Raw genomic sequence first — 14,149 nt, forward strand, 5'->3', positions numbered from 1 at the left:
GCCTTACGCAAGGTCTCCGAAATCTTGGGCATTTCGAAGTCGCCGGATTGGAATATCATGAGCAGAGCCGGCGGCTGCGGCAAGGCAAACAGATGACGATCGTAGAGAACGAAAGAGTCCCGCGCTTCCCCGACGCCGAACTCAAGGCCCGCGCCGCCTGGCACTATTATGTCGAGGGTCTTACACAGGAGCGGATTTCCGAAATTCTCGGCGTCGGCCGCATCAAGGTGCATCGCATTCTCTCCGCCGCCCGCGAAGAGGGTGTCGTCCAGTTTCGCATCCGCGACAGCGTCGTCGAATGCGTGATTTTGGAGGAAAGCCTCAAGCAGCGGTTCGGGCTCAGCCAGGCTGTTGTGGTGCCGTCGGCGGCCGACCGAAGCAACGCGCCGCTGATGATCGGCCACGCCGCCGCCGCCTACCTGGCCGACCATGTGAATGCCGGCGATGTCATCGCACTGGGCTGGGGGCGGACACTGAAATTCGCCATCAATGAATTGCCGCGGCGGCCCATCGCCAGGACGACGGTGGTTTCGATGCTTGGCGGCCTCACCCATGCCCAGCCGCTTAACCCGACAGAAAGCGCCTGGGATTTCGCCGAAAAGATCGGTGCGGAGTGCTTCCTGCTGCCGGTGCCGGTCTATGCCGACAGGCCGGAGCAGCGCGACGCTTTCATGAGCCAGCGCAGCGTTCAGGACGTCGTCTTCCGTGCACGCCGGGCAAACATCGCCGTGCTCAGCGTCGGCTCGTTTTCCAACGACAGCCCGATCGCCAATTACGGCTTCATCAAGCCAAGCGAACTCGAGGAACTGCAGGCGGCCGGTGCCGTCGGCGATATTCTGTGTCATTTCATCGACGCCGAGGGCCGCCCGGTCGACCACGAGGTCAACCGCCGCGTCTGCGCCTATCCGCTGCAGGATCTGTCGGATATCCCGAGCATCATCCTGGTGTCGGGAGGCAGCGAAAAGGTAGCGGTAATGCGGGCTGCGCTCGCCAACACCAAGGTATCGGTTCTGATCACCGACGAAGACGCGGCCAAGGGCCTGCTCAACCGCTAGATTTCGCCGAGAGCGCTGAGGCGGGTGTGGATGTCGCGCGTCGCCTGATAAAGGTCGCGGTAGATTTCCTTGCGGCTGCGATAGGCGGCGACAAGCCCGTCGACCGGATCGACATGCCTGGTGGGAGCGGCAGCCATTGCCTGCGCGGCGGCTTCCGGCGAGGCAAACCAGCCGACAGCCGCTGCCGCCAGCATGGCAGCGCCGAGTGCGGCGGCTTCGTTGACCGGCGAAACCGAGAGCGGCCGCTCGAGCACGCTTGCCATGATCTGCATGAGCAGCGCGCAATTGGTGCCGCCGCCGGCGGCAATCATCGCCGCCGGTCCGCCGGCCTGGGCTTCCATGGCCTCGGTGGCGACGGCCTGCTCGAAGGCGATGCCTTCCAGGACAGCGCGGAAGAGATGCTCCGGCCGGTGATCCAGCGACAGGCCGACAATGGCGCCGCGCGCCGCACCGTCCCAATACGGGCTCATGACGCCGGCCCAATAGGGCATGATGAGCAGGCCCTCGCTGCCCGCGGCAACATCCAGCGCCACTTTCTCCAGCGCTGCCGCCGAAGGCGAACCGGTGGTTTGCACGATCCAGTCGACCAGCTGCATGCCCGAGCGCAGCACGGTCTCCAGCATGAAACCGGAGCCGGTCGGCGAGACCAGCGTGCGAAAGGCGTCCGAGGTTTTCACCTTGCCGGAATAGCAGCCGCTGACCACGCCGGAGCCGAGCGAGAGATAGCTCTTGCCCTCGCCGTAGACGCCCATGCCGAGACCCATCGCCTGGCCGTCCCCAGCGCCGGCAACGACCGGCGTGCCGGCCCTCAGGCCGGTCAGCTGCGTTATGCTTGCGGAAAGACTGCCGCAGACCACGCCTGGTGCGACCAGCTCGGGCAATTGCTTCATCTGCAGTCCGGCGGCCGCAACGAGGCGGGGATGCCAGGTACCCTTCTCGACGTCGAGCAGCCCGAGGGGATCCGCACTTGCGGTGCTGGTGACCAATCGTCCGGTCAGCCGCTGGACGAAGAAACCGTGCACGTCGACCAGTGCCGCTGCCTGGCGAAGCACTTGCGGCTGGTGCTCGGCAAGCCAGGCAATAGCGTAGAGCGCCGGCGTCGGGTCCGGCGGCTTGCCGCTCCAGTCGCGGATCGCCTCGCGGCCGAGTTCGGCCGAAAGCCTGATAACCTGCGGCCGGGCGCGTTCGTCGAGCCACAGGATCGCCGGCATGAGTGCTTTGCCGGCGCTGTCCACCAGCGTGAAGGTCTCTCGCTGGTGAGCGATGCAGATCGCCGCCACCCGCGCAGCGCCGACCGCCTCGGTGACCTGCTTCAATGCGCCAAGCAGCGCCGTCCACCAATGTTCGGCGTCCTGCTCGAAATGGCCGGGCTTCGGATTTGAAAGCGGGTACGGCTCGCGCGCCTGGAACAGCTCCTCGCCGTCGCGCGCGAAGGCAATCGCCTTCACGGCCGTGGTCGAGGCGTCGATCCCGATTACGACATCGTCCATCAGGCGGAGATCCGGCGGGGTCAGGCTGCGTTTGTAACGAACCGTCCGTCCGACTGGTCGAGACGGCGGCGGATCTGGGTTATCACCATCGAATCGTCGGGTACACAATTTTCATAGGTCAGGAAGTCGCCGGTCTTGAGCGGCTTGACCACCTTGGCGCGTTCGGCAAGGCCGAGCGGCAGGGCGCCGCGGGCGCGCGCATCCCCCCAGGTCATGGCGAAGCCGCGATAGTCATTCTCGCCGATCATGCCGAGAGATTGGCCCACACCAAGATCGCTCTTGGCGACCGCCACCGCCTCGGCGACCGGATGGTCGAGCGGCTCCATGTCCGCACGCTTGTAGACCACCGCACGCGCCGCCGACAGCGGCACTTCCAGGCTGGTCAGATGATAGGGCCGGAAGATCGTGAAATAGGGCCCCTTGCCGACCTTGAGGTCGATCATGCGCTCCAGCACACGCGGATGCCGGGTCTCGATGATGCAGAACACGCCGGGCGCCACACCCTTGCCGATCGAGTAATCGACCACGCCCTTGCGATGCAGCACGCCGCCATCCTCGCGCGGGCAAAGCACGCTGGCCAGTTCCTCCAGCGTCGCGGTCGGGCCGTGCATGCCCGGCACGTCGGGCACCAGCCCGGTCGCATTGGCGATCGCCACCATCTCGATCGCCGTCTTCGAGCCGTCGACGAATTCGACCAGCATGCGCGCATTCATGTTGCGCTCGGCCGCCTCCTTCTCGTAGTCGGCCGGCATGGCGTCGATCTTCAGCGGATTGTTCTTGCCCTTGCCGGCGGCGATGATGTTGAAGCCGAGGCTCTTGGCAAAGCCGATGATCTCCAGCGTGCAGGCGGGCTCGTCGCCGGCCGCACCGGTATATACGACGCCAGCCTTACGCGCTTCGTCCTTGAGGAAACGGCCAATGGTGATGTCGGCCTCGACATTGAGCATGACGATGTGCTTGCCGTTCTTCATCACTTCCAGCGCGAACAGCGTGCCGATATTGGGATTGCCCGTCGCGTCGATGATGACGTCGATCCGGCCGGCCGCCGCCAGTGCATGCAAATCTTCGGTCACCGCGATCTTGCCGGCCTCGATGGCGCGGTCGATCGCGGCCGCATTGCCGGCCTGGACGATGTCCGAATGGTCATGGCCAGCGAGCAGCGCCGCGTCGATCGCTGCCTGCGGCCTGACTTCGGAAATAGCGCCGATCCGCATGCCCGGCATCAGCGCGACCTGGACGACGATGTCGGTGCCCATCTGTCCGGCGCCGGCAAGCCCGATGGTGATCGGCCCCTGCTGTTCAGCGCGCTGCAGAAGTTCCGCTGCAAATTGCGGATGGGACATGTCGTTTCCTCCAGTTCCTGACGCGCCGCAGCGTCCAAATCAGCGTTTTGAACATTTCTATTTGCAAATGAAAAATATTTCAACCGGCAATTGGGCATTGTCGCTCTGCAATCGGCCGAAGACGATTGGATGAGCGGTCAATCCGCACGACAGTCAGAAGGACGCGGCATATTCAGCTTGATTGGGTGCAGCCTTGTTGCAGCTCAGCTGCCGATTTCGAAGAAGGGCGCACCGAGCAGGCCGGGAACGACATCGATGCCGAGGCCCGGCCCATCCGGAATGCCCATACGGCTTCCCGAAACCGGCGGCATGTTGGATGCGGTGCGCACCGTCACCCATTCGTGAAAGGCGATGGCGTGCAGCCGGCGCTCCTCCGGCGTCGACAGCGACAGATGCGCCATGGCCGATGTGTCGATCTCGGCGCCGCCAGTGTCCTCGACCGTGATCATGAAGCCGAGGTCGACGGCAAGGTCGCGGATCTGGCGCGTTTTGGTGACGCCACCGAGGCGTGAGATCTTCAGCGTCAGCCCGTCGGCCGCGCCCTTGCGATGGATATCGAGCATATCATCAAGCGAGGCGACGGATTCATCGAGCACCATCGGCTTGTCGAGCGAGCGGCGCACCGACAGGCATTCGTCGATCGTCGTGCAGGGCTGCTCGAACGTGTAGTCGATCGTGCGCGTCGCATCCACGAACTGGCGCGCCTGGTAAGGCGTCCAACCGGCATTGGCGTCGCAGAAGATGACGGTGCCCTTCGGCACGGCGGCGGCGACGGCTGTGACGCGTTCGATGTCGTCATGGACGTTGCCGCCGACCTTGACTTGCAGCCGATGAAAGCCGTCCTTGACGATGTGCTTGGCGAGCGCGGCCATCGCGTCGACCGTGCCGTGGGTGACGACCTTGTAGAGTTCGGCCGTCTCGCTTTCGCGTCCGCCGAGCAGGGTGACCAGCGGCACGTCGACGGCGCGCGCCGCGAGATCCGAGCATGCCATGTCGAGCGCCGACTTGATGTAGGGATGGCCCTTGAACACGGTGTCCATCAGCCTGTTGATACTGGCTAGCCCGCGTGGGTCATGGCCAATGAGATGCGGCGCGATCTCGAGGACACCGGCGCGAGTACCCGCAGCGAAGGCAGCCGAATAGAAGTTGCCAAGCGGCGCCATCTCGCCCCAGCCGGTGAGCCCGCTATCGGCGGTGACGGCGACGATCACCGCGTCGAACGCATCGGCGACGCGCCCCTTGGACATACGGTAAAGCCCGTCAACGAAGGGCTGCACGACATGGTAGGCTTTGATGGTTTTGATCTGCACGTTTTCTGTCCGTTGTCTGTGTTCCGGGATGTCCGTCAAATTTGTAGGGCTCAGCCGCCTCTAGGTCGGCCGGCACGATCGGCGCCGGCGCCCTTTGAGCCGCGCTGTTCCAGCCCGCGCGCATAGGCGAGCAGTTCTTCGAAATCCAGGTCGATATGCTCCTTGGCGTGGCGCTGTGCGGCGCGCATGTCGCTGCCCTTGAGCAGCCGTACATAGGTCTCGTGAGCATCTTCGGCAGGCACCGGCTCGTTGCGCGCCCGCTGGTGCAACGCGAAATACATCTGCAGCCGGCTGGTCAGCCGTTGCCACGTTTCAAGCAGCACCGAATTGTCGGCCCATTCGTGGATCAGGCCATGCAGTTGCAGCGCTGTTTCGATCTGCCGCGTCGTGTCCAGTTCGCGCGTCGCCTGCTTCACCGCCGCATGACGCCGGTCGAGTTCGTCGAAGAAGCGCTGGTCGCGAAGCGGCCAGGTCCGCGCGATGGCGAACTCGTCGAGCACCTTGTTGAGCGAATAGGCGTCGTCGATGTCCTTGGCGGTGACGTCGATGACAAAGGTTCCGGCGTAGGGGATGCTGGTCAGGATGCCTTCCTGCACCAGCTCGCGCATCGCCTCGCGCAGCGGCGCGCGGCTCACCCGCATCTGCTCGGAAATCCTGAGTTCGTTGAGCTTCTGTCCAGGTTCCAGCTGGCCGGTCAGGATCGCCCGCCGGAGCAGCCCTACGATCTCGGCCCTGCGTGTCGTATCGGCGATCGGACTGAAATCCAGCTTTGCCATTCGGCTGCTCCAGGGAACCGAAATCAAGACAAGCAGATTGTCGACAATCTAACAAGAGGCGGGTTGTGGATTTCTTGACTTCCGCTTGGCCGGCTGGCTTGCGGCGCCGGCAAGGCCGTCAGGCCGCACGGCCGCAAAGACCGACCCGTTCTTCATCGCTGAACATCACACCGGCTTCTCGAAGCCGGCGTATGTAGCGCTTTCCCCAAGGAATTGCGTAGAACGAAACATAGCAAAACGGCGCCCTTGGCGTGGGAGCCGAGGGCGCCGCGGAACCGGACCTGATGGGGGTTATCAGGTGGCCGGTTTCTCGGGCAGCGGCGAGACCGGCATTCCCGGGCCGATCTTCTGCAGATTCCCGGTAATCACCCGGTCGCCTTCGGCCACACCGCTCAAGATGGCGACCTGATCGCCATTGGTCGGTCCGAGCGAAACGATACGCTGGTCGACCGTGTTGTCCTTGCCGACGACATAGAGGTATTTGCCGAGCTGGCCTGAGCCGAGTGCCGTCTGCGGTACCATCAGCGCATCGGGCTGCTCTTTGACGTGCAGCCGGACGCGGACATATTGGCCGGGCAGCAGCGTGAACTTGCCGTTGCCGATCGTCGCCCGTGCCGTGATCGTGCCGGTCGAGCGATCGATCGTGTTGTCTATGAAGGTAAGATCGCCCTTCTGGCGCGGTTCCGTTTCACCGGGAAGCAGGACGTCGACACTGATCGGTCCCGCGGCCCGGGCTTCCTCGATCTGTGTCAGGTCCGTTTCGCTCGGATTGAAGGTGACGTAGATCGGATCGAGCTGCACCAGCGAATTGAGCACGGTGCCGGCAACGCTGACCAGCGTTCCAACGGAAGCCTGGCTGCGTCCGATGCGTCCCGCGAACGGGGCTCGGATTTCGGTATAGCTCAAATTGAGCTCGGCGGTCCGCAAGGCGGCCTGGTTCACGGCGAGCGAGGCCTGAGCCTCACGCAAGGTGCTGGTGCGCTGGTCGAACACGTCCTTGGCGAGATAGCCGCTCTTGGCGAGTTCGCTGCCGCGCCCGAGATTGGAGCGCGCATAGTCGAGCGTCGCCGTGTCGCGCTGGATAAGCGCCTTCGCCTGCTCGAGGGCAGCCTGAAAATCCTCCGGCGCGATCTTGTAGAGAAGGTCGCCCTTCGCCACGTCGCTGCCGTCGGTGGCAACCTGCTCCTGCAGATAACCCGGCACGCGCGCCTGCAGCGTGATGCTGCGGATCGGCTCCACCCGGGCGGCGTAGTCGAGATAGATCGGGATCGTCTTCTTGACGACGCTCACCACCGGCACCGGCATGACAAAGGCTTCCGGCTTGGGTGTCGCCGCCCCGGCTGTGCCCGCGTTGAGGCTGAGGCTGCCCATGTCGAGCAGGTGAACGCTCGCCACCGAAATCGCCCCAAGGGCGACGGCCGTTCCCAGCGCGATTTTCCATTTACGCATGATCAATTCTCCAGTCCTATTCGGCGGCTTCGGCCAATGGCTCGAAGGCGGGTTCGGCAGTTGGTTGTTCGGTCGCTTCGGAAACCGGTTCGCTCTCGCTGCGGCGCTCGCGCAGCTGCTCGATCACCGCATAGAAGACCGGCACGAACACCAGCGACAGGATCGTCGCCGCGACCATGCCGCCAAAGACGGTGGTGCCGATCGACTGCCGGCTTGCGGCACCTGCACCTGTAGCGAACATCAGCGGCAGCACGCCGAGGATGAAGGCGAAGGCGGTCATCAGGATCGGTCGCAGCCGAAGCCGCGCCGCTTCCATCGCGGCGTCGACGATGCTGAGGCCTTCTTCGCGCCGGCGCCGGGCAAACTCGACGATCAGAATCGCGTTCTTGGCCGCCAGTCCGATCAGCATGACGAAGCCGATCTGCGAATAGACATCGATCTGCATGCCACGCAGCCAAAGCACGACGAACGCACCGAACAGTGCGAGCGGCACCGCCAGCAGCACCATGAACGGCATCGCCCAGCTCTCATATTGCGCGGCGAGGATCAGGAAGACGAAGACGATCGCGAGACCAAAGACCACGGATGCGATCGATCCCGCCTTGAGCTCCTGATAGGTGATGCCGGTCCATTCGTAGCCGAAATCTCTCGGCAACGCCGTGGCAGCGGCACGTTCCATCGCCGCCACCGCCTGGCCGGACGAAAAGCCGGGCGCGGCGCCGCCATTGATCAGGGCCGACGCATTGTTATTGTAATGCGGCACGGTCTCGGGGCCGACGATCGGCACAAGCTTGCCCAGCGTGCTCAGCGGCACCATCCCACCCGAGGCATTGCGGACATAGAGCCGCGAAATGTCGGCCGGACCGGCGCGAGAGTCCTTGTCGGCCTGGATCGTCACCCGGAAGGTGCGGCCGAACAGGTTGAAATCGTTCACATAGAGCGAGCCGAGATAGATCTGCAGCGTATTGAACACGTCCGGCAGGTTGAGCCCGAGCAGCTTCGCCTTGGCGCGATCGAGATCGTAGTTGAACTGCGGCGTCGAGGTCGAGAACGACGAGAACAATTGCTGCGGGTTGAGCTCGGGCTGCTTGCGCGCCTCGGCAATCACCGCTTGCGTCGCATCGTTGAGCGCCACGCTGCCGCGGCCGGTCAGGTCCTCGACCTGGAACTCGAAGCCACCGGTGGTGCCGATGCCCGGGATCGACGGCGGGTCGAAACTCAGCGCAAAAGCCTCCGGAATTTGCAGCAGCTTGTTGCGCACATCGGCGACGAGCTTCGAGGCGCTCTGGTCGGGGCCGCGTTCGTCCCATGGCTTCAGGATGGCGAATTCGACCGCCGAGTTCGACTGCGCGGCGCTGGTCAGGAAGTTCAAGCCGCTGATCGAGCCGACGATGTCGACGCCGGGCGTGTTCTGCAGGATGTCGCGTGCCTTTTGCGCCACCGCGTCGGTGCGTTCCAGCGAGGCCCCGTCGGGGAGCTGGATGACGACGAAGAAATAGCCCTGGTCCTCGACCGGAAGGAAGGTCGAGGGCAGGCGCTGCCAGACGAAATAGGTCGCGACAAGTCCGGCCGCGAACACGCCAAGCATGATCCAGCGCAGGCGGATGAGAATGCGCACACCATTCGCATAGGCATGCGCCAGCCGTTCGAAGCCCATGTTGAACCAGCGGAACAGCACGAACTGTGTTTCCGGCCGGTGGCGCAGGAAGGCAGCGCTGAGCGACGGGGTAAGCGTCAGCGAGACGAAGGCCGAGATGCCGAAGGAGATCGCCACAGTCAGGGCGAACTGGTTGTAGAGCCGGCCGGACACGCCGGGAATGAAGGCAACCGGCACGAACACAGCCATCAGCACGGCGGTCGTGGCGATGATCGGGCCGGTAACCTCTGCCATCGCGGTACGCGTGGCAGCCAGCGGTTTGAGGCCGGCCTCAAGTTGGCGTTCGACATTCTCGACCACGACGATGGCGTCGTCGACGACGAGGCCGATCGCCAGCACCATGCCGAGCAGGCTGAGCATGTTCAGTGAGAAGCCAAGCATATGCATGACGGCCAGCGTCGCCACCAGCGACACCGGAATTGCGATCGTCGGGATGATCGTGGTGCGCCAGCTTTGCAGGAAGATGAACACCACGGCGACGACCAGGACCAGCGCCTCGCCGAGCGTGATCAGCACGTCGTGCATCGAGGCCGAAACGAAACGTGTCGTATCGTAATGCATGGCGTAGCTGACGCCCTTCGGGAAACGGGCCGACAGCTCCTGCATCTTGTCCTTGACGCGCTGCTGCAGATCGAGCGCGTTGGAGCCCGGCATCTGGTAGACCGCGAGCACCACCGTCGGGTCCTTGCCGAAGAAGGCCGACGACGAATATTGCAGCGCACCGAGCTCGATGCGCGCAACGTCGCGCAGCCTGACCAGCGAGCCGTTGGCGGTATTGGCCCGCACGACGATTTCGCCGAACTCCTTGGGATCGCTCAGCCTGCCGACGGCGTTGACCTGCATCTCGAAGGCAGTGCCGGCCGGAGCCGGTGATTGCCCGATCTTGCCGGCCGCTACCTGGACGTTCTGCTCGGCGACGGCGTTCTGCACGTCGACGGCAGTAATGCCGAGATTGGCGAGCTTGTCGGGGTCGAGCCAGATGCGCATCGAATAGCGCCGCTCGCCGAAGATCTGCACGTCGCCGACGCCGGGCAGGCGCTTCAGCGGATCGACCACCTGCAGATAGGCGAGATTGCTCAGCGCGACCGGGTTGACGGAACCGTCCGGCGAGGTGAGGTCGACGATCAGGACGAAGTTCGGGTTCTGCTTCTTGATCGTCACGCCGCCCTGATTGACGATGGCCGGCAACGAGGAAGCCGCCTGCGAAACGCGGTTCTGGACGTCGACGGCCGCCGTGCTCAGGTCGTAGCCGACGTCGAAGGTGATGGTGATCGTCGAGGAGCCGTCATTGGAGCTCGACGACGACATATAGGTCATCCCCTGGACGCCGTTGATCTGCTGTTCGAGCGGCGTCGTCACCGTGTCGGCGACGACCTGCGCGCTGGCGCCCGGGTAATGGGCGCTGACCACGACCTGGGGCGGCGTGATGTCGGGAAACTGCGAGACGGGCAGGAGGAAATAACAGATCCCTCCGGCGAGCACCATGATGATGGCGATCGCCGACGCAAAGATCGGACGATGAATGAAGAAGTTTACCATGAGATGCACGCCTCGCCCGATGCTCTGGCCCGGCCAAACGCCCTGGCTACCCTGGACAGCCGCCGGCTGCGTGTTGAGCCGGAATCTTCGAGAAAGCCGAAATCTTCAAGGTGGCGCGGCGCATTGCGGCGCTCGGCCTGCTCATCCGCCAGCGCACGCAGCATCGCCTCGAAAGACCGCGGGTCGACGCGGTCGGCCTTCATCAGCATGCGGATCATCGGATCCCTCACGACTTCATCGATCGTCAGATCATTGCGCTGCGACATCGAAGCGGCTCCTGGTTATTGGTGATCCGCGGCAAGCCGCGGATCGGGTGTTTTCTTGCTCGCCGGCCGAGGCCGTAAGGTGCGGTTCGTCCCCTTGCCGATCGGGGCGGGGCTGGTGGCCGGCACTTGCGAGTTTGACATGATGCAATGCGGGTGTTACAGGTAAGTAACATCTCTAACGTTACAGACCGGTAACACCCTAGTCAAGAGGTGCACCGAGGGAATTTCGGGAAACGCAATCACGGAGGTTTTGATGACAGACGGTGTTGTGGAGCGTGTTCGCCCCCGGGACAGGATCCTGGAGACGGCACGGGACATGTTTCACAAGCATGGCATTCGCGGCGTCGGCATCGATGCCATCACCGAGGCCGCCGGCACCAACAAGATGACGCTCTACCGGCATTTCGAGTCCAAGGACGACCTGATCATCGAATGTCTGCGGGCGACCGCCTGCAGCGCCAACGCGATGTGGGAAAAGTTCGAGGCTGAGAATCCGGGCGACAAGCTGGCGCAGCTGCATGCCTGGGTCCGGATGGCGGCCGATTGCCTGATGTCGGACCGTCGCGGTTGCGACATGGCCAACGCCGCCATCGAGCTGAGCGAGGCGGATCATCCGGCAAGGCAAGTGATCAAGGAACTCAAGGAAGCGCAGCGCGAGCGGCTGGTCTCGCTGTGTCGCGATGCCGGCATCGGACAGGCCGAGCTTCTTGCGGACACGCTGTCGCTGTTGCTCGAGGGCGCCCGCGTCAGCCTGCAAAGCGTCGGCGCCGAGGGCCCGAGCGCGCAGTTCGTCCGCATGGCGGAAGGCCTGATCACGTCTTTCAGGGCAAGATAATCTCGCAAGCGGCGAAGCGACCCGTGGCGTTTCGATTGCGCGCCGCGCCGCCGGGTGATGTCTCGTCCCATCGCGATGTGCCATCTCGCGTCTCCTGTGCCGATCCTCCGCACCATTGCCGGCGCGGCGTTGTTTGCTGGTCGTGAGGCAGGATAGGGCCGCCGGCGAACCGGTGAGAGTGACAAGTGTGACAGGATTCCGCCCGATAAGCCGCGGCGGTCGCAGCGAAGCTCATCGATGCGCGGATCAGCAAACGTGTCCGGTGCTGTCCCGACCGCAAGCATTGGCCGCTATCCCGGAGCTGGAACAAAAAAAGCCCGCTGCCGGGAGGAGGTGGCAGCGGGCTCGATTTCGAATACGGCACGGGAGGAGGTGTGCCGCACTCAGCGTCGGCATCGCATCTGGGAGGAGTAGATGGCCGACACCTGCGAAACTATCGATTGCCCAATGATTCGGCAACCACAAAAGTTGCATAGGTGATGTGCAGATTTGCGGTATCAACCGAATTTTAACCATCGAGGCCCGAGCGACCATCGCCCTCGCGCGACATCACTGCACCGGGACATTTTCCTTGAAGATCAGGCGCGGCTCGATGAATTTCCGCGTCAGATAGGGCGCCGACGAGGCGATCGAGCCGAGCAGGCGAATGACCGACTGTTCGGCGATCAGCCGCGCATTCTGGTCGATGACGACGTCGAGCAGATCGTCGACCAGATAGCCGCGCGTCTCGCGCGTCAGATCATGGCAGATGAACACCGGCTTCGTCTGCGGCCTGACTTCGAGCAATGCTTTTGCCACGCCCGAGCGCCCGGCGCCGATACAGTAGATGCCGAGCAGCTCCGGCTCGCTGTGCAGCGCCTTCATGGTCGCGGTATAACTGGCCTCCGGCTCATCGTTGATCTCAACGGCGCTTGTGACCGTCAGATTGGGGAACTCCTCGCCGAGCACGGAGCGAAAGCCCATCTCGCGTTCCTCATGGCCGCGGTAGGAGCGTGAGCCGACGACCATCGCCAGATGGCCCTGGCGGCTGCCGAGGAACCGTCCCATCAGCAGCGCCGCGGTGCGGCCGGCCACCCGGTTGTCGATGCCGACATAGGCTGAGCGGGGCGCACCCGGAACATCGGACACCAGCGTGACCAGGCGTATGCCGGCCTCGACGATCTCGCGCAAGATGTTGCGCGTTCTCGGATGATCGATGGCGATGACGCCGACGCCGTTCGCCTTGAGCGAGAGGTTTTCGACGGCCGCCTGCAAGGCGCTCGGCGAGATGCCGGCGAGCTTGTGGATGCGGCAGGAGGCGACCAGCGGCAGGCGCGCCGCATAATCCTCGATGTGCCTGGCCAGATCGGCCATGAAGGCATTGCTGCCGATCGGCAGGAAGAATTCGAGATGCGCCGGCCGCGATGGCAACGCGACCTGGTCGACGACCGGCAGATAGCCGAGCTGCTTGGCCGCCTCCATCACGCGCTGCCGGTTGGCGGCACTGGCCCCCGGCCGGTTGTTGAGCACGCGGTCGACCGTCGCGGTCGACAGGCCGCAGCTCCTGGCAATATCCGAAACGGTGGCTTTCATGTCGCAACCATGTGGCGATGCGATCCAGTGCCTCGACGATCAGGCGGACCCCCGGCTGCTCAGCCGGGCCGTTGCGTGCCCTCGACCAGCGCGTCATGGATCTCCTTGTCCGACATGCCGGTGATGACGCGTTCGACTTCGGCGACGCTGGTCTTCTTCGGGTCAATATCGTCGGCGACCACCTTGCCGCGGCGCATGACGACGATGCGGTCGACCACCTGGAAGACATGATGGATGTTGTGGGCGATGAAGATGCACGAATGGCCGGAATCGCGGGCGCTGCGCACGAAGCTCAGCACGCCTTGCGTTTCGGCGACGCCGAGATTGTTGGTCGGCTCGTCGAGGATGATGAGGTCGCTGTCGAAATGCATGGCGCGCGCAATCGCCACCGCCTGCCGCTCGCCACCGGAGAGCGAGCCGATCGGCGTCGTCGGCGGGATGTTCTTCGAGATGCCGACCTGCTTGAGCAGGTCGCGGGCAACCACGTTCATTGCCTCCCGGTCCATCCGATTGAGGAAGCGCGGCGGCTTGATCGGCTCGCGCCCGAGAAACAGGTTGCGGGCGATCGACAGCTGCGTCACCAGCGCCGAATCCTGGTAGATCGTCTCGATGCCATGCGCGATGGCGTCGCTGGTACTGCGCAAATTCACCTTCTTGCCGCGAATGAAGATGTCGCCGCTGGTCAGCGGGACCGCGCCCGACAGCACCTTGATCAGCGTCGACTTGCCGGCGCCGTTGTCGCCGAGCAGGCCGACGATCTCCCTTTCGTTGACATGGAAATTGGCATCAACCAGCGCCTGCACGCGGCCATAGGACTTGCGGATATTTTCCATTCGGACAAGCGGTTCGGCCATGGT

General features: G+C 64.0%; 11 protein-coding genes. 2 read left to right on the forward strand and 9 right to left on the reverse strand.

The features are described 5' to 3' along the window. Positions 1-92: 92 nt before the first annotated feature. Entirely contained in the window at positions 93-1,055 is a 963-nt protein-coding gene (locus tag NKI41_RS01680; protein ID WP_352681070.1) for a sugar-binding transcriptional regulator, read from the forward strand. Here NKI41_RS01680 and NKI41_RS01685 read toward each other — a convergent pair. The 7 genes from NKI41_RS01685 to NKI41_RS01715 form a co-directional block, all read right to left on the reverse strand. Then, a complete protein-coding gene (locus NKI41_RS01685; protein ID WP_352681072.1) occupies positions 1,052-2,545 on the reverse strand; it encodes a xylulokinase in 1,494 nt (497 codons plus the stop codon). The genes NKI41_RS01680 and NKI41_RS01685 overlap by 4 nt on opposite strands. Positions 2,546-2,565: 20 nt before the next feature. After that, positions 2,566-3,888, reverse strand: coding sequence for an NAD(P)H-dependent oxidoreductase (locus tag NKI41_RS01690; protein ID WP_352473396.1), 1,323 nt, complete (start codon positions 3,886-3,888; stop codon positions 2,566-2,568). 203 nt (positions 3,889-4,091) lie between these two features. Beyond that, positions 4,092-5,198 (reverse strand): mandelate racemase/muconate lactonizing enzyme family protein, encoded by a 1,107-nt coding sequence (locus NKI41_RS01695; protein ID WP_352681074.1) that lies wholly within the window; start codon positions 5,196-5,198, stop codon positions 4,092-4,094. A 50-nt stretch (positions 5,199-5,248) separates the two neighbouring features. Further along, a complete protein-coding gene (locus NKI41_RS01700) occupies positions 5,249-5,974 on the reverse strand; it encodes a GntR family transcriptional regulator (protein WP_352473393.1) in 726 nt (241 codons plus the stop codon). A gap of 294 nt (positions 5,975-6,268) precedes the next feature. Further along, the gene (locus tag NKI41_RS01705; RefSeq protein WP_352466107.1) at positions 6,269-7,423 is read right to left on the reverse strand and encodes an efflux RND transporter periplasmic adaptor subunit; all 1,155 of its coding nucleotides are present in this window, start codon (positions 7,421-7,423) and stop codon (positions 6,269-6,271) included. Between the two features lie 16 nt (positions 7,424-7,439). Continuing rightward, a complete protein-coding gene (locus NKI41_RS01710) occupies positions 7,440-10,619 on the reverse strand; it encodes an efflux RND transporter permease subunit (RefSeq protein ID WP_352681076.1) in 3,180 nt (1,059 codons plus the stop codon). Further along, positions 10,613-10,885, reverse strand: a complete 273-nt coding sequence (locus tag NKI41_RS01715; protein WP_352681078.1) for a hypothetical protein — start codon at positions 10,883-10,885, stop codon at positions 10,613-10,615. The genes NKI41_RS01710 and NKI41_RS01715 overlap by 7 nt, the downstream gene beginning before the upstream one ends. A gap of 253 nt (positions 10,886-11,138) precedes the next feature. On the opposite strand from NKI41_RS01715, the gene NKI41_RS01720 reads away from it, so the two are divergent. Then, positions 11,139-11,720: a TetR/AcrR family transcriptional regulator gene (locus tag NKI41_RS01720; RefSeq protein ID WP_031211029.1), complete on the forward strand. Its 582-nt coding sequence runs from the start codon at positions 11,139-11,141 to the stop codon at positions 11,718-11,720. A gap of 549 nt (positions 11,721-12,269) precedes the next feature. On the opposite strand, the gene NKI41_RS01725 is transcribed toward NKI41_RS01720, so the two are convergent. Both NKI41_RS01725 and NKI41_RS01730 read right to left on the reverse strand, forming a co-directional pair. Next, positions 12,270-13,292 carry a LacI family DNA-binding transcriptional regulator gene (locus NKI41_RS01725; RefSeq protein WP_352681080.1) on the reverse strand — a complete coding sequence of 341 codons (1,023 nt, stop codon included), beginning with the start codon at positions 13,290-13,292 and terminating at the stop codon, positions 12,270-12,272. Between the two features lie 59 nt (positions 13,293-13,351). Next, on the reverse strand, positions 13,352-14,146 hold the full coding sequence (locus NKI41_RS01730) for an ATP-binding cassette domain-containing protein (protein ID WP_352681082.1): 795 nt from the start codon (positions 14,144-14,146) through the stop codon (positions 13,352-13,354). Between the last annotated feature and the right edge of the window lie 3 nt (positions 14,147-14,149).

The organism is Mesorhizobium sp. M0601, from assembly GCF_040320845.1.
Lineage (GTDB): Bacteria > Pseudomonadota > Alphaproteobacteria > Rhizobiales > Rhizobiaceae > Mesorhizobium.